Annotated in this window: 19 protein-coding genes; 5 read left to right on the plus strand and 14 right to left on the minus strand. The window is 74.2% G+C overall.

The genetic code is table 11. The features are described from left to right. Positions 1 to 204 precede the first annotated feature (204 nt). On the plus strand, positions 205 to 1182 hold the full coding sequence (locus ACR9E3_RS12580; RefSeq protein WP_460380616.1) for a hypothetical protein: 978 nt from the start codon (positions 205 to 207) through the stop codon (positions 1180 to 1182). Between the two features lie 114 nt (positions 1183 to 1296). On the opposite strand, the gene ACR9E3_RS12585 is transcribed toward ACR9E3_RS12580, so the two are convergent. From ACR9E3_RS12585 to ACR9E3_RS12630, 10 genes are all read right to left on the minus strand, one after another. Then, positions 1297 to 1551, minus strand: coding sequence for a hypothetical protein (locus tag ACR9E3_RS12585; RefSeq protein WP_460380617.1), 255 nt, complete (start codon positions 1549 to 1551; stop codon positions 1297 to 1299). A 49-nt stretch (positions 1552 to 1600) separates the two neighbouring features. Continuing rightward, positions 1601 to 1987, minus strand: a complete 387-nt coding sequence (locus ACR9E3_RS12590) for a hypothetical protein (RefSeq protein WP_460380618.1) — start codon at positions 1985 to 1987, stop codon at positions 1601 to 1603. After that, positions 1984 to 2676: a sirohydrochlorin chelatase gene (locus ACR9E3_RS12595; RefSeq protein ID WP_460380619.1), complete on the minus strand. Its 693-nt coding sequence runs from the start codon at positions 2674 to 2676 to the stop codon at positions 1984 to 1986. Before ACR9E3_RS12595 ends, ACR9E3_RS12590 begins: the two co-directional genes overlap by 4 nt. Then, positions 2673 to 3536 (minus strand): uroporphyrinogen-III synthase, encoded by an 864-nt coding sequence (locus tag ACR9E3_RS12600; protein ID WP_460380620.1) that lies wholly within the window; start codon positions 3534 to 3536, stop codon positions 2673 to 2675. Before ACR9E3_RS12600 ends, ACR9E3_RS12595 begins: the two co-directional genes overlap by 4 nt. After that, entirely contained in the window at positions 3533 to 3841 is a 309-nt protein-coding gene (nirD, locus tag ACR9E3_RS12605) for a nitrite reductase small subunit NirD (protein ID WP_460380621.1), read from the minus strand. The genes ACR9E3_RS12600 and nirD overlap by 4 nt, the downstream gene beginning before the upstream one ends. A gap of 149 nt (positions 3842 to 3990) precedes the next feature. Further along, entirely contained in the window at positions 3991 to 6621 is a 2631-nt protein-coding gene (gene nirB, locus ACR9E3_RS12610) for a nitrite reductase large subunit NirB (RefSeq protein WP_460380622.1), read from the minus strand. A 3-nt stretch (positions 6622 to 6624) separates the two neighbouring features. Further along, positions 6625 to 8007, minus strand: coding sequence for a nitrate/nitrite transporter (locus tag ACR9E3_RS12615; protein WP_460380623.1), 1383 nt, complete (start codon positions 8005 to 8007; stop codon positions 6625 to 6627). A gap of 198 nt (positions 8008 to 8205) precedes the next feature. Beyond that, positions 8206 to 9024, minus strand: a complete 819-nt coding sequence (locus tag ACR9E3_RS12620; RefSeq protein WP_460380738.1) for a TIGR02569 family protein — start codon at positions 9022 to 9024, stop codon at positions 8206 to 8208. 194 nt (positions 9025 to 9218) lie between these two features. Further along, entirely contained in the window at positions 9219 to 9671 is a 453-nt protein-coding gene (gene cynS / locus ACR9E3_RS12625) for a cyanase (protein ID WP_460380624.1), read from the minus strand. 13 nt (positions 9672 to 9684) lie between these two features. Further along, positions 9685 to 10707 carry an o-succinylbenzoate synthase gene (locus ACR9E3_RS12630; protein ID WP_460380625.1) on the minus strand — a complete coding sequence of 341 codons (1023 nt, stop codon included), beginning with the start codon at positions 10705 to 10707 and terminating at the stop codon, positions 9685 to 9687. 19 nt (positions 10708 to 10726) lie between these two features. Here ACR9E3_RS12630 and menE point away from each other — a divergent pair, with 19 nt between their 5' ends. Both menE and ACR9E3_RS12640 read left to right on the plus strand, forming a co-directional pair. Further along, on the plus strand, positions 10727 to 11905 hold the full coding sequence (gene menE / locus ACR9E3_RS12635; protein WP_460380626.1) for an o-succinylbenzoate--CoA ligase: 1179 nt from the start codon (positions 10727 to 10729) through the stop codon (positions 11903 to 11905). Further along, the gene (locus tag ACR9E3_RS12640; protein ID WP_460380627.1) at positions 11902 to 13122 is read left to right on the plus strand and encodes an FAD-dependent monooxygenase; all 1221 of its coding nucleotides are present in this window, start codon (positions 11902 to 11904) and stop codon (positions 13120 to 13122) included. The genes menE and ACR9E3_RS12640 overlap by 4 nt, the downstream gene beginning before the upstream one ends. A 14-nt stretch (positions 13123 to 13136) precedes the next feature. Here the strand turns inward: ACR9E3_RS12640 and ACR9E3_RS12645 are convergent, their stop codons facing one another. From ACR9E3_RS12645 to ACR9E3_RS12655, 3 genes are all read right to left on the minus strand, one after another. Then, a complete protein-coding gene (locus ACR9E3_RS12645) occupies positions 13137 to 13466 on the minus strand; it encodes a TfoX/Sxy family protein (RefSeq protein ID WP_460380628.1) in 330 nt (109 codons plus the stop codon). A gap of 19 nt (positions 13467 to 13485) precedes the next feature. Beyond that, a complete protein-coding gene (locus ACR9E3_RS12650; protein WP_460380740.1) occupies positions 13486 to 13806 on the minus strand; it encodes a VOC family protein in 321 nt (106 codons plus the stop codon). Positions 13807 to 13934: 128 nt separating this feature from the next. Continuing rightward, positions 13935 to 15482 (minus strand): HNH endonuclease signature motif containing protein, encoded by a 1548-nt coding sequence (locus ACR9E3_RS12655; RefSeq protein ID WP_460380629.1) that lies wholly within the window; start codon positions 15480 to 15482, stop codon positions 13935 to 13937. A 113-nt stretch (positions 15483 to 15595) separates the two neighbouring features. Here ACR9E3_RS12655 and ACR9E3_RS12660 point away from each other — a divergent pair, with 113 nt between their 5' ends. Both ACR9E3_RS12660 and ACR9E3_RS12665 read left to right on the plus strand, forming a co-directional pair. Continuing rightward, entirely contained in the window at positions 15596 to 16507 is a 912-nt protein-coding gene (locus ACR9E3_RS12660) for a 1,4-dihydroxy-2-naphthoyl-CoA synthase (RefSeq protein ID WP_460380630.1), read from the plus strand. Positions 16508 to 16530: 23 nt separating this feature from the next. After that, entirely contained in the window at positions 16531 to 16932 is a 402-nt protein-coding gene (locus ACR9E3_RS12665; RefSeq protein ID WP_460380631.1) for a VOC family protein, read from the plus strand. A gap of 67 nt (positions 16933 to 16999) precedes the next feature. Here ACR9E3_RS12665 and ACR9E3_RS12670 read toward each other — a convergent pair whose 3' ends face one another. Further along, positions 17000 to 17389 carry a VOC family protein gene (locus ACR9E3_RS12670; RefSeq protein ID WP_460380632.1) on the minus strand — a complete coding sequence of 130 codons (390 nt, stop codon included), beginning with the start codon at positions 17387 to 17389 and terminating at the stop codon, positions 17000 to 17002. Positions 17390 to 17484: the final 95 nt, after the last annotated feature.

A 17484-nucleotide genomic window follows, 5' to 3' on the forward strand; every position in this document is an offset into this window, starting at 1 on the left:
CGCGGTGACCCGACGCCCGCCGGGTTCGGAGATGGTCGCGGGCGAGGTCCGGGGTGTTGTCAGCCTGGCGTCCACGCTGACGCTCAACGTCAGGAAATCCACCCGCTCGCCGTTGCAGGGAACTGTGCACATCCTCCGAATGCGCCCACAGCCAGAAAGCGCAGTGCTCACGCCCGCGCCGCGCCGTCCCTCATCGTCGACGCCGTGCGCAGAGGCGACTGGGCGGTCGATCCCGACGTGTTGTGGGCGGCGAGCCGCGAGGGTGTCATCTCGGTCCGCGAGCTGGAGGACCTCGGCGTCCCCGAGGCGACGGCCTACCGGCGGTGTCGCGACGGCGGGCCCTGGCAGCGGCTCGGACCGGGCATCATCGCCCTCCACAACGGCACGCCGACCTGGCGCCAACAGCTGCTCGCCGGACTGCTCCACGGCGGCGACGACGCGGTGATCACCGGGCGTGCGGCACTCCGGCTCCACGGTCTCCACAGCGGTCCGGAACCGGACGAGGTGCACCTGCTCATCCGCCACGTCCGGCAGGTGCGCAGCTGGCAGACGTTCCGCGTCGAGCGGACCTCCCGTCTGCCGCGTCCCGTCGAACGCGCCGGCCTCCCGGTGGCGCCGCTGCCGCGGGCACTGACGGACCAGGCCCGTCTGATGACCGACCAGACGGCGATCGCGGAGATGCTCGCCGAACCGGTGCGGCGGTTCATGGTCACCCCGGAGGAGTTGCTGGCAGAGCTCGACGCCGGGTGCCGCAAGGGCAGCTCAGCACCACGGTCGGTGCTGCGCGCCGTCGTCGCGGGCGTCCGCTCGGGGGCGGAGTTCGACGCCCGGACGTGGTGGCTCGCCCAGCCCGACCTGCCGCCGGCCCGCTTCAACGTGGCAGTGATCGACCCGTCCGGGTGGCAGGCGGGCATCGTGGACGTCCTCGTCGAGGGGGTCGGCTTCGTGTGGGAGATCGACTCCGTCACGCACCACTTCGCCACGCCCGATCAGGTCGAGGCGACCCTGCGGCGGCAGCGCGCCCTGCGCGCCGTCGGGCTCCACGTCCTGAGCACGCGGCCGGCGCAGCTGCGCGACGACCCCAGCGGCACTCTCCAGGACGTGACGGACGGCCTCGGTGTGGCGGCGGCCCTGCCGCCGGCCCGAGCCACGTTCCGGGACGACATCCCGCGTCCTTCGTGACCTCCGCGGGAATCGAGTTGGTGGATTTCCTGGCGTTGAACGTCAGCGTGGACGCCAGGCTGACAACACCCCGTGCGTCAGCCGCCATTCTGCGTCAGACGCCGGAAAGGGCGGTCAGCGGTCGATGGGGGTGGAGCCGTCGCCCGTCTCGATGCCGCCGCTGGGGTAGGTCGTCGTGCCGTTGCTCGTCGACGAGCCCGTGGAGACGGCGACGTCGTTGACGACGTTCGACAGGAACACCGTGATCGAGGACCCGGCGTCGGCGAGCGTGGACGCGCCGCTACGCGTCGTGGACGCCGCCTGCTGCGGGTTCGAGATGATCGCGTACAGCACCAGCAATATCACGATCGTGCCGATCACGCGTGCCATGCGGACAGCATCGCCCCATCGTGACGCGGGGTAAACATCGGGGTGGCACTCAGTCGCCGGAAAGTCGATGAAGGTCGACGTCGATGAAGCCGATCGGGGGATGAACGGCCTGCGCACGGTCTACGTCGGGTGGCCCCACGGGTCGTTGGGGTTCCGCGACCCGGCGCGGGATCGGGCGCGGGCGGCGCGCGGTCCGGGCGAAGAGACGGTCGCCGACGATCGTCCCGAGGTAGGTGTCGTGCGGGTCGAGGACGTCGTCGCGCGGCTCGGGCGACGCCTCGTGGGACCACGGGAACCAGCCGATCCAGCGGTCGCGGGTGCTCCACACGTAGGGCAGGCCCGGCCGGTACCACGCGATCCAGCGCCCGTCGGACGCGTAGAGGTGCACGGCCATGCCGGGGTCCGACCGTGGCGTCCGCGGCACCCCAGGGCTCACGTGCCCACCCCCGCCGAGGCGGCCGCCCGGTACCGCTCGACGACGACCCCGACGACCGCCGGGTGCTCGCCCAGCGGGGCGGCGACGCCGTCGGCGCCGGCGTCGCCGAGCCAGCGGAAGAACGCGCCGGGCGCGAGCAGCCAGGTCGCGAGCACGACGCGCGGCCCGCGCGACGACGCCGACGCGACGACGTCCGCCACCCGCGGCTCGCCGCCGGCGATGTAGCCGACCGGCACCTCGTGGCCCACCCGCGCGGTGAGCAGGGCGGCGGCCGTGCGCAGGTCGTCCTGCGCCACGGCGTCGGTGGAGCCCGCCGCGGCCAGCACGACGGTGTCGCCGGGCTGCCCGCCGGCCTCGGCGAGCCGGTCGAGCAGCGCGCCCACCAGCGTGGGGTCGGGCCCGAGGGGATCGGCCACGACGACGTCGTCGCGGCCGGTCGCGGCGAGCTGCTCGGGGACGTCGACGCGCACGTGGAACCCGGACGCCAGGAACGCGGGCACCACGACGACGGCATCGGCGAGCTCCGCGAGGACCGAGGCCATCGACGGGCTCGCGACCCCGGCGTAGGCCAGCCGTACCGCGACCTCGGGCAGCGCCTGCTGCACGGACGCCGCGAGCCGGTCCCAGGTCGCGCGCCCGGCCGGGTCCTCGGTGCCGTGGGCGAGCAGGAGCAGAGCGGGTGGGGTCACGAACCGAGCGCCTCCGAGACCGACCCCGACGCGCCACCGCTCACCGACGACGCGTGCTCCTCCAACCGCTTCACCATCGCCCCCAGCCGGAACCGCTCGGGCGCGATGCCGACGACGCCGAGACGTTCCAGCGGCGCCGCGGTCACCGGCCCCACGCAGGTCGCGAGTACCTCGCCCGACGCCAGCGCCGACAGCACCTCGTCTCGCACTCCCCGCGCCGTCGCCCGGTGCACGAGGCCCTCGACCGCCGGCGCGCTCGTGAAGGTCACGGTGTCGACCTCGCGCGCGACGACCGCGTCGATCAGTGCGTCGACCGCGGCGAGATCGGGCGGCGGCTCCCACCGGTACACCGCCACCGTGACCACCTCGGCGCCGGCGGACCGTAGCGCCGCGAGGAAGTCGGTCATCGGGTCGCCGTGCAGCTGGACCGCGATCCGCACGCCGTCGACCCCGGACGAGAGCAGGTGGGCGAGCACCTCGGGCGACGACTCCGTCTCGTCGGCCGACCACGCCTCACGCAGTCCGGCGCCCCGGATCGCGCCGCGCGCCTTCGGACCGCGCGCCAGCACCGTCGCCGACCCGAGCACCTCCTGCAGCTCGGACGCGAGCCCCCACGACGACGCGACCTCCAGCCACCCCCGGAACCCCTGCCCGGTGGTGGCCACGACGACGGCCGGCGGCGCGGCGACGAGCGCCCGCGTGGTCTCGGCGAGCTCCGCGTCGTCCTCCAGCGGCACGATCCGCATCGTCGGGCCGTGCACCACCTCCGCGCCCTTGCGACGCAGGAGGTCGAGCTGGTCGTCGGCGCGACGGTCGGCCGTCACGCCGACCCGCCACCCCTCGAGCGGGCGGCCCGTCACGCGTGACCGACCTGGACGACGCCTTCCACCACCCGCACAGGATAGGTCGCCACCGCGACGTCGGCGTCCTCGAGACACCGACCGTCCGCCAGCGCGAAGTGCTGCTTGAAGATCGGCGACGCGATCACCGGCGTCCCGCCGACGTCGCCCACGATGCCGCGGGAGAGCACCGACGCGCCCGAGAACGGGTCGACGTTGTGCAGCGCGAAGATCCGGTCATCGTGGGTGCGGACGACGGCGACGGGCTCCCCCGCCACCAGCGCCGCGACCGCCCGCTCGGGCTGGACGCGCTCGACAGGGCACACCTCGGTCCACCCCGACGCCGTCGATACCGACCCCGCCGACACGGCCACGGGGGACGGCGACGGGTCCTTCGCCTCGGCCCCGGCGGTGGTCCCGGACGGGTGCTCCCGGAGACGGAGCGCAGCGGAACTCGACCATCGACTCGGCTCGGTCACACGCCCACCTCCTCCACGGGACGGATCGGCAGGGTGATCGACCCCGGGACGGGCCCGAATCCCAGCTCCGGCACCTCCGTCGGCTGGCCGTCCCTCATCCCGGCGGGCACGCGGTTCCCGCGGTGGTCGACGAACTCGACGCTGGGGTCCGGCGCGCCAGGCGCGTTGACGAACGACGTGAACCGCGCGAGCTTCTCCGGGTCGTCGAGGACCGCGGCCCACTCGTCGGCGTACGACGACACGTGCCGCGCCATCTGCTCGTCGAGCGACGCGCAGATGCCCAGCGAGTCCTCCATGATCACCTCGCGCAGGTGGTCGAGGCCGCCCTCCAGCCCCTCGATCCACGGCGCCGTGCGCTGCAGCCGGTCGGCGGTGCGCACGTAGAACATGAGGAACCGGTCGACGGTGCGCACGAGCGTCGCGGTGTCGAGGTCCGACGCGATCAGCTCGGCGTGCCGGGGGGTGAAGCCGCCGTTGCCGCCGACGTAGAGGTTCCAGCCGTGCTCGGTGGCGATCACCCCGAAGTCCTTCGACCGCGCCTCGGCACACTCCCGGGCGCACCCGCTGACCCCGGACTTCAGCTTGTGCGGCGAGCGCAGCCCCCGGTAGCGCAGCTCGAGCGCGACGGCGAGCGAGACCGAGTCCTGCACGCCGTAGCGGCACCAGTCCGTGCCGACGCAGGACTTCACCGTGCGCAGCGCCTTACCGTACGCGTGCCCGGACTCGAAGCCGGCGTCGACGAGCCGCCGCCAGATCGCGGGCAGCTGCTCGACCCGGGCGCCGAACATGTCGATCCGCTGGCCGCCGGTGATCTTCGTGTAGAGCCCGAAGTCGCGGGCGATCTCCCCGATGACGATGAGGCCCTCGCCGCTGACCTCCCCGCCGGGGAGCCGCGGCACGATCGAGTACGTGCCGTTGCGCTGCATGTTCGCGAGGAAGTGGTCGTTGGTGTCCTGCAGGACAGCCTGCTCGCCGTCGAGGACGTGCCCGCCCGCCAGGGTCGCGAGCATCGAGGCCACCGCGGGCTTGCAGACGTCGCACCCGCGCCCCGTGCCGTACTCCGCGACGATCGAGGAGAACGTCGTCAGCCCCGTCGCCATGACGATCTCGTAGAGCTCCGCCCGGCTCTGCGCGAAGTGCTCGCACAGGGCCGTCGAGACCTCCACACCGCACGACGCGAGCACCTTGCCCAGCGTCGGGACGCACGAGCCGCACGTGGTCCCGGCGCGCGTGCAGGCCTTCAGCTCGGGCACCGTCGACGCCTCACCCGAGGCGATCGCCTCGACGAGCGCGCCCTTGGTCACCGCGTTGCACGAACAGATCTGTGCGCCGTCGGGCAGCGCGTCGATCCCGACGCCGACGGCGCCCTCGCCCGCGGGTGCGATCAGTGCCATCGGGTCGCCGGGCAGCTGCTCGCCGAGGAACCCGCGCAGCGTCTCGTAGTTCGACGCGTCGCCGACGAGGACGCCGCCGAGCAGCGTCCGGCCCCCCGATTCCTCCTGGCTGTCCGTCACCACGAGCTTGGAGTACGTCCCGGTGACCGGGTCGTCGAGACGTACCTCGAGCGCCCCGCCGGTGGTCGCGTGCGCGTCACCGAACGAGGCCACGTCGACCCCGAGCAGCTTGAGCTTGGTCGACATGTCGGCCTCGGTGAACCGGGAGTCGCCGCCCGTGAGCCGGTCGGCGACGACCTCGGCCATCGCGTAGCCGGGCGCCACCAACCCATACGTACGGCCCTCGACCGCCGCCACCTCCCCGATCGCCCAGACGTGCTCGTCGCGCGTCCGGCACCGGGCGTCGACCAGCACGCCCCCGCGCTCGGCCACCGGCAGCCCGATGTCGCGGGCCAGGGTGTCGGCCGGTCGGATGCCCGCGGAGAACACCACGACCGACGCGTCGAGCTCGGTGCCGTCGGAGAGGGTGACGGTGAGACCGCCCCGGTGGTCACGCCGGATCTCCGACGTCGACACCCCGGTGTGCACCCGCAGCCCGAGGTCGCCGACGAGCCGGCGCAGCAGCGCCCCGCCGCCCTCGTCGACCTGCGCCGGCATCAGCCGCGGCGCCATCTCGACGACGTGCGGCACGAGCCCGAGGGTGCGCAGGGCGTCGGCCGCCTCCAGGCCGAGCAGCCCCCCGCCGATGACCACGCCCGCGCGCCGCCCGGCCCCCGCGCGGGCGGTCGCGGCCTCGGTGGCGGAGCGCAGCGCGTCGAGGTCGTCGAGGGTCCGGTAGACGAAGACGTCGTCGAGCTCGCGGCCGGGCACCGGCGGCACGAACGGCACCGAGCCCGTGGCGAGCACCAGCTCGTCGTAGGGCACGCGGCGTCCGCCCGCGGTGGTCACCACCCGGGCGGCACGGTCCACGGCGACGGCGCGGTCGTCGAGGTGCAGGTCGACGAGGTCGTCGGCGAGGAAGTCCTCGTCGGCGAGCGCCAGCTCCTCCTCGGAGGCCTTTCCCAGGTACGAGGAGAGCGCGACGCGGTCGTACGCGGGCCGGGACTCCTCGGCCAGCAGCACGACCCGGTACTCCCCGTCGGTGTCACGGCGCCGCAGGCTCTCGACGAACCGGTGGCCGACCATCCCGTGGCCCACGACGACCACGGTCCGGGTGGCAGCGGTGGTCGACATCGGTCAGACCTCCGCGTACGAGACCCGCGTGCCGGTCTTCGGGTCGGTCGCGGCCTTCGCGTTGCGCATGTAGACGACGAAGGTCACGGCCATGCACACGGCGTAGAAGGCGAGGAACGCCCAGAACGCCGGCGCCCCCGACTGCGTCGCCTGGAACGACGAGCGGAACGCGAGGTTGATCAGCAGGCCGCCGAACGCCCCGATCGCCGCGGTGATCCCGATCGCCGCGCCGGAGATGCGGCGCGCCCAGAGCAGGGCCTCGGCCTGGTCCCAGCCGCGTTCCTCGGTGGCGGCGAGCGCCTTCGTCCGGAAGATCGACGGGATCATCTTGTAGGTCGACCCGTTGCCGATGCCCGAGGTGATGAACAGCAGGACGAAGCCCGCGGTGAACAGCCCGAGCGAGTCGATGCCCGACGCCCAGATGCAGACCAGCGTCGCGACGGCCATCGCCGCGAAGTTCCAGAAGGTGACCTTCGTGCCGCCGATGCGGTCGGAGAGCCAGCCGCCGACGGGGCGGATGAGCGAGCCGAGCAGCGGGCCGATGAACGTGACCGCGGCGGCCTGCAGCGGCGTGCGCCCGAACTGGTTCTGCAGCACGAGGCCGAAGGCGAAGCTGTAGCCGATGAACGACCCGAACGTCCCGATGTAGAGGAACGACATCACCCACGTCTGCGCGTCGCGGGCGGCCTCCTTGAGCGCGCCGGTGTCGTTGCGCACCGAGGAGATGTTGTCCATGAAGAACGCGGCGCCGGCGATCGAGAGCACGATCAGCGGGATGTAGACCGCCAGCACGAGGCGCGGCGCGCTCGTGCCCGCCGTTCCGATGATCAACAGCGCGACGAGCTGGATGACGGCGACGCCGAGGTTGCCGCCGCCGGCGTTGATGCCCAGCGCGGCGCCCTTGCTCTTCTCGGGGAAGAAGGCGTTGATGTTGGTCATCGACGACGCGAAGTTGCCGCCGCCGAGCCCGACCAGCGCCGAGATGACCATGAAGGTGGTGAACGAGGTCCCCGGCTCCATGTAGATCGCCGCGAGGATCGACGGGATCAGGAGCAGGGACGCGCTGATGAGCGTCCAGTTCCGGCCGCCGAACACCGCGACCGCGAGGCTGTACGGGAGCCGCAGCAGCGAGCCGACGAGCGTCGCCATCGAGACCAGCAGGAACTTGCCGGCCGCGTCGATGTTGTACGCCGGCCCCATGAACAGCACGAGGACCGAGAAGAGGGTCCAGATCGAGAACCCGATGTGCTCGGAGAACACCGAGAACCACAGGTTCTTGTTGGCGATCTTCTTACCGGTGCTCTGCCAGAACGACTCGTCCTCGGGACGCCAGTCGTCGATCCAGCGACCACGCAGCAGGCTGCCTGTCGGCTGCGCTGCGGTCATGGGTCTCGCCTCCTCGCCGGGGCCTTCGTGGTGGGGAGCGACGGCGAGGAGAGTGCGACCCCGTCCGCGCGCGACGGGGGCCGGTCGGTCGACCCCGCGTCTGTGCGGCGGACGTTAGGAACCGCGTGTTACGTGGCGATGACCGCGTGTTGCGGCGGCGCGAACGGACCGTGCGGGGAGTGTCACCCCGCGCGACCGTCAGGCAGGCAGCAGGCTGCCGACGAGACGCGCGGCGTGCTCGAGACCCTGGAGCGACTCGCGGGTGCACGACGGGTGCTGGGCGTGCACGGCGAGCCGGAAGAGCAGGGCGTGCAGCAGGGCCTGCGGCCACGACGCGAGGTGCGACCAGCGCGTGATGATGCCCGGGTCCGCGCCGCCCCAGGCCAGCGCGTCGATGACGACGACGGCGGCGGCCCACTCCACGGGGCGCCAGAACGGCACGAGGTCGAGCACGGCCGGCGCGGCGCCGGGGTCGGCCGGGTCGAACAGCACGGTGCCGAACAGATCGCCGTGCACCAGCTGCGACGGCCGCTCCATCGCGCGCCGGCGACGGGCCAGCTCGGCGAACAGCGTGCCGCCGGTCTCCTCGTCGAGGGCGACCTCGCGCTCGCCGAAGGCGGCGCGGTCGGCGCGGGCCAGCAGATCGTCCCGGTCGTCGACGAGACGCGGGCGCTCGAGCCGGGCGGTCGCCCGGTGCAGCCGCAGCGACGCCGCGATGACGTCGTCGTGCCGGGGCTCGACGCGGCCGGCGACGTCGTGGCTCGCGGCCCAGCCGGCCACCACGCGACGGCCGTCGCTGGCGCGCACCGGGCGTGCGAGGCGCAGCCCGTCGACGCCCACCGCGGCCAGCTCCTCGACCGCGCCCGCCGACCACGCCGCGAGCACGGTGTCCGCCACGGGCCGGAGCACGAGGCCGTCGCACCACCACGCCGGACCGGGGAGGTCCGGCCGCGGGCGCGGCACCGACTCGCGCACCCCGAACGCCGTCCGGACGTGCTCGGGCGGGCCGTACGCCAGCCGCGGATCGGACCCGGCCGCAGACCCGGCCGCGCTGCCTCGGTCGACGTCCTCGCCCGGCTGTCCGGCCGAGGACGCCGTGCTGTGCGGAGGCGCGGCGGTCACGCTCCGCACGCTACTCGCGCGCGCGGAGCGACCCCTTCAGCGCGGATCGGCGTGTCTGGGTTTCACCGGACCTGTTCACCGCACCTCGTTCACCAGACCTTGTACGGCAGGAACTTGCCGTTGAACGTCAGCCTGACCCGGTCGCCCTTCGGGTCCTCGACGCGCTCGAAGTCGAGGGTGAAGTCGATGGCGCTCATGATGCCGTCGCCGAACTCCTCGCGGATGAGCTCGTGGAGGCTCGTGCCATAGACCTGCAGCGCCTCCTGCAGGCGGTAGGTCACCGGTTCGGTCGGGTCCATCGCGGCGTCGCCGCGCACCGGCGGCAGCGTGAGGGCCTCGACGACGTCCTCGTCGAGGTCGAGCAGGTCGCCGATCGTCGCGGCCTGGTCGGCGTCGAGCGGCTGCTGGCCCAGCAGCGCCGAGGTGGTCCACACCAGCGAGCGGTCGAGGGCCTTGGCCAGGTCGCCCCAGCTCACGCCCTTGGCCTCCTTGGCGCGCACGATGTCGCGACCGGCATCGAGGCGGTCGTCCTTGTCGCTCATGTCCGCGGTCTCCTCACGTCGGGCGGTCCGGGACGGCGCTGTCCTCGCGTGCGAGAGCTTGTACCCGGCGCAGCCGCGCGATCCACCAGTCGCGGGTCGCCGGCTCGGCGGCGTACCGCTCGAGCAGGGCCGGGTCGGGCGCCGGTGGCGTCGACGGCACGGGCAGCACCCCGTCGACGGGGTGGAACGGGGTGGCGACGACGTCGGCGGCCAGCAGGTCGGCGGTGCCCAGCCCGCAGGCGAACGGCAGCTCGGGGAGCGCCCCGGCCAGCGCCAGCCCCGCGGCGAGCCCGACCGAGCTCTCCACGGCCGACGACACCACGCACGGCAGCCCGATCACCTCGGCCATCCGCAGCGAGGCCCGCACGCCGCCCAGGGGCGCGACCTTGAGCACGGCGACGTCGGCCGCCTCCGCCCGCGCGACGCGCAGCGGGTCCTCGGCGCGACGGATCGACTCGTCGGCGGCGACGCGGACGTCGACGCGCCGACGCACGGCGGCGAGCTCCTCGACCGTCGCGCAGGGCTGCTCGACGTACTCCAGCCCGCCTGCCGCCCGCGCGAGCGCCGTCACCGCGGCGACGGCGCCGTCGACGTCCCAGCCGCCGTTGGCGTCGACACGGACCCGTCCGCCCGGCCCCAGCGCATCGCGGACGGCCTCGACGCGCGCCAGGTCGTCCCGCGCGTCCTGCCCCTTCTCGGCGACCTTGACCTTCGCGGTGCGCGTGCGGGAGGCCGTCACGATCCGGTGGGCGTGCTCCGGGTCGACGGCCGGGACGGTGACGTTGACCTCGACCCGGTCCCGCACCGGCGCCGGCCAGCCCTCCTCCGCGGCCTCGCGCGCGCAGCGCCACCACGCGAGCGCCTCGGCGTCGTCGTACTCGGCGAACGGGCAGAACTCCCCCCAGCCGGCCGGTCCGCGGACCAGCGCGAGCTCGCGCACCGTGATGCCGCGGAATCGGGTCCGCAGCGGCAGCGCGGCGACCGACACGTCCGCGCTCGAGACGTCCGCGCTCGACGCGGCACCGGGGGCGATCATCGGTTCTACCCTAGGACGGATGCGCGCCGTGGAGACCGTCCCGACCGACGGGAGCCCCGAGGCCGCGAGCCGGCTCGGCCGCGTGGCCGCGGAGGCCGTCGCGGGGCACGGTCCGGCGGTGCTGCCCACCGGCCCGGACGATCCGCCCCCGCCGCCGGAGCTGCTCGCGCCCGTCGACGACGCCGTCGCCGCCGTCGTCACGACCACCGGCTCGACCGGCGCGCCGAAGGCCGTCCTCCTGCCGGCCGCCGCGCTCATCGCCTCCGCGGACGCCACCACCGCCCGCATCGGACCGCCCGCCCGGTGGCTGCTCGCGCTGCCGGCCCACCACGTCGCGGGTCTGCAGGTACTGCTGCGCTCGGCGCGGGCGGGCGTCCCGGCCGCCGTGATGGACCTGCGCGACGGGTTCCGCCCCGACGCCTTCGCCGCGGTCGCGGGGTCGGCGGCCTACACCTCGCTGGTCCCGACCCAGCTCCTGCGCCTGCTCGACGCCGGGGGCGCGGCGCTCGAGGCGCTGCGGTCGTTCTCCGCAGTGCTGCTCGGCGGCGCCGCGGCGGACCCGGCGCTGCTCGACCGTGCCCGGGCGGCGGGGGTCCCGGTCGTGACGACCTACGGCATGAGCGAGACCTGCGGCGGGTGCGTCTACGACGGCCGGCCACTCGACGGCGTGACGGTGACGCTGGCGGATGTCTCCTCCGGCACCGGCGGCCGCATCCACCTCGGCGGGGCGACGCTCGCGGCGGGCTACCGCGGGGCGGTCTCCCCCGGCGCCGCCAGCGCCTTCGACGGCGGCGTGTTCCGCACCAACGACCTCGGCGCCTGGACCCCCGACGGCCGCCTCGAGGTCCTCGGGCGCGCCGACGACGTGATCGTCACCGGCGGCGAGAACGTCGCCCCGGCCGCCGTGGAGCGCGCGCTCCTGGCCCAGGACGGGGTCCGCGAGGCCTGCGTCGTCGGTCTGCCCGACGCCGAGTGGGGCGCCCGCGTCGTCGCCGCGGTGGTGGGCGACGACCTCGACCCCGAGTCGCTGCGCGCGGCCGTCGCCCCGGGGCTCGGCCGCGCCGCGCCGCGCGCGGTCGCGGTGCTCGACGCGCTGCCCCTGCGCGGGATCGGCAAGCCGGACCGCGCCGCGCTCCGCGCCCTGCTGGCCGACGACCCTTCCGCCGCCCCAGGCCACCACCCGACGATGTCGGAGTGAGCAGGCTACGCGTGGCCGTCGTCGGCGGCGGCATCGGTGGCGCCACGGCCGCCCTCGCGCTGCGGCGCCACGGCGTCGACGTCGCGGTGTACGAGCGGCGCGACACCGTGCCGCCCGTCGGCTCCGGCCTCGGGCTCGCCGGCAACGGGTACCGGGTCCTCGCCGACCTCGGCCTCGGGCCCGCGCTCGACGACGCGGGCGCCCCGATCTCCGCGATGCTCCTGCTCGGCGCGGACGGCACCGAGATCGCGCGCTACGACACCGGACGCCTGCTGGGGATGCGCCGGGCGGACCTGGTGCGCATCGTCCTCGACGGCCTCGGGCCCGGCGTCGTGCACCACGGTCGCGAGTGCGTCGCGGTCGACGTCGGCTCAGACAGCGGTGCCGACTCCGGCCCCGGCATCGACACCGGGAAAGGCTCGCGGACCGGCGCCGGCGCTAGCGCGACCCGTCCCGTCGTCCGCTTCGCCGACGGGTCCGCGGTGACGGCCGACGTCGTGGTCGCGGCGGACGGCCTGCACTCCCGCGTGGCGGCCGCCGTCGCTTCCCGGCCGCCGCTGCGTCCGTCGGGGATGTCGGCGCTGCGCGGCTTCGTCGACAGCCGCGGGCTGCCCGGACACCTCGCCGCCGACCAGAACGCGTGGCTGGGCGCCGACCGCCACCTGCTCGCCTACCCCGTCGACCAGCACGGGACGGTCAACTTCGCCGCGTTCGTACCGAGGCCGACCGGGAGCGCCGACGAGTGGTCGTTCCGCGTCGACCCGGACGTCGTGCGCGAGGCGTTCGCGGGGTGGGACCCCGACACCGCGGCGATCCTCGGCCGGGCGCACGACGTGTACCGCTACGACCTGGCGGACCGGGACCCGTTCGCCCCCTGGACGCGGGCCGGTGTCGTCCTGCTCGGCGACGCCGCGCACCCGATGCTGCCGCACATGGGGCAGGGGGCCAACCAGGCCATCGAGGACGCCGCCGTCCTCGCTGCCCTGCTCGCCGAGGCCGGCGACCCCGTCGACGTCGCCGACCGCCTCGCCGCCTACGAGGCCACGCGCCGACCGCGGACCGACCGCGTCCAGGGTCAGTCCCGGCGCAACGGTGAACGCTTCGCCGGCGCCCGTCACCCGACCTCCGGCGGCGAGAACGACGACCTGTCCTGGGTCTACCGCTACGACGCGCCCGCGGCGGGACGCGACGCGGCGGCGGCGTTCCGTCCGGTGTAGCGGTGCCGTCGGCTCTACTTCGGGGGCAGCGTCTGCACGAACGCGACGCCCTCGTCGACCCAGCCGTCCAGCGCCGCCCCGTCCAGGCGCTCGCGGTCGACGTAGAGCCATCCGGCCATCGGCCGCCCTCGCATGATCATGTTGTCGACGCCCGGCGGGTCGAGGAGCGTCTCGGCCCGCGCCGGATCCACTCGGACCATGAGCCCACCGCGGCTGCTCGCGCACACGGTCATGTGCCCGCCGAGCAGGAACGCGAGCCCGCCGAACATCCGCTTCTCGGCGACGTCCCGCTGCCCGTCGAGCCGCTCGCGCAGGCGCTCGGCCAGCTCCTCGTCGTAGGCCACGGCTCGGAGTATGGCCTGCTCACGCCCCGAGCCGGTGGGCGATCTGGAAGACGTTGCCGAAGGGGTCGCGCACCATCGCCCGGCGGTCGCCGTAGGGCGTGTCGAGCGGGCTCTCCACCACCGTCGCGCCCGCCGCGAGCGCTCGGGCGAACACCGCGTCGGCATCGGCGACCACGACATAGAGGAACGCCGGGAACGCCTCGCGCTCACCGACCCCACTGACCATGATCACGGAGTCGCCGATCACGACCTCGGTCGGACGGCCCGCGGACACCTCGCCCTCGGCATCGAAGACCTCGCGCAGGAATTCCACCGCACCCGCGGGGTCGCTCACGACCATCCGCGGCGTCACCGACCTCCTGCTGTCCGGCACACCGGAGTGTCGGCACGCCGATGGCTCCCGGGCAAGGTCGGGTCGCGGGCAAGGCCGGGTCGCGGGGTGCTCCGGAGGCCGAAGCGATCCCCGGTCTATGCCGCGACCCGCGCCCGTCCGCCGGGCCGTGGTCTTCGCTGCGGGTCGATCCAGCTCGGTGGGGTGAACCAGGGCAGGCCGTCGAGGATGGCGACGGTCCAGTGGCCGTGGTGGATGAGCTGGTGGTGGAACCGGCACAACAAGGTCATGTTGTCCAGGGCGGTGTCGCCGTGGTCGAGCCACTGGCGCACGTGATGGGCGTGGCAGCGGCGGGGTCGTCGGGTGCAGCCGGGGAACGCACAACCACCGTCACGCACGATCAGGGCGCGGCGGATGCCCTCTGGGGCGGTGTAGGACAGCCGCCCGACGTCCAATGGTTCGCCGCGGGAGCCCAGGACCATCGGCACGATCCCGGCGTCGCACGCCCAGCGGCGGATGGTGGTGACGTCGACCGCGTGCCCGGAGTCGAGGACGCCGTGTCCGACCTGGTCGCGCAGCCAGCGGTGATCGATGGTGATCGTGAGCAGGGCCCGGGCCGGCCCGGCGCCAGGGCTGGACGCGGGGTTCGGTGCGGCCCGCAGCGGCTCGGGGATCCGCGGCTCGGGGATCAGCGCCTGCTGACCGGCACCAGTGTCGTCACCGCCGCAGGCACCGGTGCAATCACCAGCGCCGTCGGCTGCGGTGTCGGCGGCAGCGCTGTCCGTCTCGCTGCTCGTCTCGCTGATCGTCTCGTCGTCCACGGCGCCGACGTCGGTGGCGGCTTCCGCGTCGGCGCCGGCGTCCGTGCCGGCGTCCCGACTGGCGTCGACATCCGCGTCGTCGTCGGCGTCGTGGGTGTCGCTGGAGTTCTCGGGGTTCTCACCGCGGGCGTCGGTGGCCAGCCCGGTGGCGCCGAGCGCGTTCTGGGCGAGGTCTTTCAGGGCGTCGGCGTGCCGGCGGGCCAGGTCCCGGTCGTCGTCGGGGCCGGCCGGGGTCGAGAGCAGGTCGAACACCTCGACGATCATCTCGGCGTCCAGCGGGTCCTGCAGCCGGCCCTTCAGGGCCAGTGACCCGTCGCGGCGGCGCAGCAACCGCAGCTCGTCGCGGGCGTCGGCGCCGTCGGGTGGGGCGACGCCGTCGGGGTCGAACTCGGCGAGCATCCGGTCGGCGACCCGGCGCAGCATCCGCGGCGGCAACCCCGCCGCGGCCTCGGCCAGGATCCGCTCACACGAGACGAGGTCGTCGACCGCGACGGTCCCGAGGTGTTCCAGACGGCCCATCGTGCGGCGGATGATCACGACGTGGTCGCCGGAGACCTGACCCTCGGCGCACACCGCCGCGGTGCACGGATAGCGCGGGGGCAGCGGCTCACCGCGCAACGACACCCGCGGGCAGAGATCCTCGGCCTCCTCGACCCGGCGGCCGGCCTCGGCCGGGTCGACCCGCCACAGCTCCGCGACCAGCCGCGCCGCGCTGCGGTCCCCGGTCACCTGCGCCACCCCGAGACGGACCAGCTCGGCGACGTCCTCGAGCTGGCGGTAGTAGCCCCGACGCTGGTCCACCACCCGCTCACGGGCCCGGTCGAGCGCCGCACACTCCACCGGCCCCACCACCCGCTCGCTCATGTGTTCGAATCTAGCCCGGACCCCCGACAACGCCGTGGTCGATGCTGAGAACCCCCTCAGCTCCGGACGCCCGTGAGCACGCGCACCCCGTGACGCCTCCTAGGCTCGCGACCATGGTCGATGCCGACGCCCCGTTGTTCGATCCGTCGCAGTGGCGGGAGGTGACGGGCTTCGACTTCACCGACATCACCTACCACCGCCACGTCGAGCTGGGATGCGTGCGGATCGCGTTCGACCGCCCCGAGGTCCGCAACGCGTTCCGCCCCCACTCCGTCGACGAGCTCGCCACCGCCCTCGAGCACGCCCGCACCAGCGCTGACGTCGGCGCCGTCCTGCTCACGGGCAACGGACCGTCGTCGAAGGACGGCGGGCACGCGTTCTGCTCCGGCGGCGACCAGCGCATCCGTGGCCGCACGGGCTACCAGTACGCCGAGTCCGAGACGGAGGTCTCGCCGGCCGAGCGCGGCAACGCCGGGCGGCTGCACATCCTCGAGTGCCAGCGCCTCATCCGGTTCATGCCGAAGGTCGTCATCGCCGTCGTCAACGGGTGGGCGGCGGGCGGCGGGCACTCGCTGCACGCCGTGTGCGACCTGACCCTCGCGAGCGCCGAGCACGCCCGGTTCAAGCAGACCGACGCGGACGTCGGCAGCTTCGACGCGGCGTTCGGCTCGGCCTACCTCGCCCGCGCGGTGGGCCAGAAGTTCGCCCGGGAGATCTTCTTCCTCGGCCGGACGTACACCGCCGAGCAGATGCACGCGATGGGCGCGGTCAACGAGGCCGTGCCCCACGCCGAGCTCGAGACCACCGCGATCCAGTGGGCGCGCGAGATCCTCGGGAAGTCGCCGCAGGCGCAGCGGATGCTGAAGTACGCGTTCAACCTCCCCGACGACGGCCTCGTCGGCCAGCAGCTCTTCGCCGGCGAGACCACCCGCCTCGCCTACATGACCGACGAGGCGACCGAGGGCAAGGAGGCGTTCCTCGGCAAGCGCGCGCCGGACTGGAGCCCCTTCCCCTGGTACTACTGAGGCCCGACCTCCAGGAGCGTGCCGTGGCCGTCGTCGTCGCCGTGCCGACCGCCGACCGGCGCGTCGCGCACGACTTCTACACCGCAGGGCTGGGCCTGGAGCCCGTCGGCGAGACCGGTGACGACGGCCTCCCCGAACCCCTGCAGTTCGTGCTCGGGCCCGGGGTGACGCTCATGCTGATCCCGACCGGCGGCTTCGGGTGGGTCACCGCCGACCACGAGGTCGCCGCGCCGGGCCAGAGCGAGTGCCTGCTCTCGGTGGTGGTGGGGACGGCCGCCGAGGTCGACGCACTCACGGACCGCGCCCGCGCCGCCGGCGCCGTCGTGAAGGAGGAGCCCCGGGACCCTGGGTGGGGCACCTGGTGCAGCACGATCGCCGATCCCGACGGGCACCTCTGGATGATCCAGGTGGACCCCACCCACTGACCGTCAGCCCGTCCCGACGGCCTCGCGCGCGGCAGGCAGGGTCCGACGGGTGGTCGTCGATGACGCGTCAGTCCGTGCGGTTGTGCCCGCGCGCGCCTTCCGCGAACTCGACGGTGAAGCCGTCGGGGTCGCGCAGCTGCAACGACCGCTCGAAGCCGCGGTCGCGGGGCGGGGTGTGCACGGCGACGCCGCGGGCGACGAGGTCGGCGTAGAGGCCGTCGAGGTCGTCGGTCCCCATCTCGACCTGGACGAACGACCGGAGCCGACCACCGCCGGCATCGGCGTCCCGGATCACGCCGGCCCCGAGGTCGAGCAACCCGACGGTGCCGGTGCCGAGCCGCATCAGTCCGAACTGGTGGGTCCGGACCTCGCACACGAACCCGAGCGCCTCGTACCAGGCCACCGATCGATCCAGGTCGCTGACGGGCAGGCTGAGTCCTTCGAACCAGGTGTCCACGGCACGCTCCTCGCGCAGCATCGACAGAGCGCGCCACGGGACCCCACGAGCGTGGAGGACGGAGCGTTCCGACGCCGCACTCCGTCCGGAGCCGA

It is taken from the genome of Actinomycetospora sp. C-140, from assembly GCF_054796175.1.

Excerpts from the sequence above, each read along its gene's own strand:
- ACR9E3_RS12585 (WP_460380617.1), bottom strand. The coding sequence starts at position 1,551 with ATGGCACGCGTGATCGGCACGATCGTGATATTGCTGGTGCTGTACGCG.
- nirB (WP_460380622.1), bottom strand. The coding sequence starts at position 6,621 with ATGTCGACCACCGCTGCCACCCGGACCGTGGTCGTCGTGGGCCACGGG.
- ACR9E3_RS12615 (WP_460380623.1), bottom strand. The coding sequence starts at position 8,007 with ATGACCGCAGCGCAGCCGACAGGCAGCCTGCTGCGTGGTCGCTGGATC.
- cynS (WP_460380624.1), bottom strand. The coding sequence starts at position 9,671 with ATGAGCGACAAGGACGACCGCCTCGATGCCGGTCGCGACATCGTGCGC.
- ACR9E3_RS12630 (WP_460380625.1), bottom strand. The coding sequence starts at position 10,707 with ATGATCGCCCCCGGTGCCGCGTCGAGCGCGGACGTCTCGAGCGCGGAC.
- menE (WP_460380626.1), top strand. The coding sequence starts at position 10,727 with ATGCGCGCCGTGGAGACCGTCCCGACCGACGGGAGCCCCGAGGCCGCG.
- ACR9E3_RS12650 (WP_460380740.1), bottom strand. The coding sequence starts at position 13,806 with ATGGTCGTGAGCGACCCCGCGGGTGCGGTGGAATTCCTGCGCGAGGTC.
- ACR9E3_RS12655 (WP_460380629.1), bottom strand. The coding sequence starts at position 15,482 with ATGAGCGAGCGGGTGGTGGGGCCGGTGGAGTGTGCGGCGCTCGACCGG.
- ACR9E3_RS12660 (WP_460380630.1), top strand. The coding sequence starts at position 15,596 with ATGGTCGATGCCGACGCCCCGTTGTTCGATCCGTCGCAGTGGCGGGAG.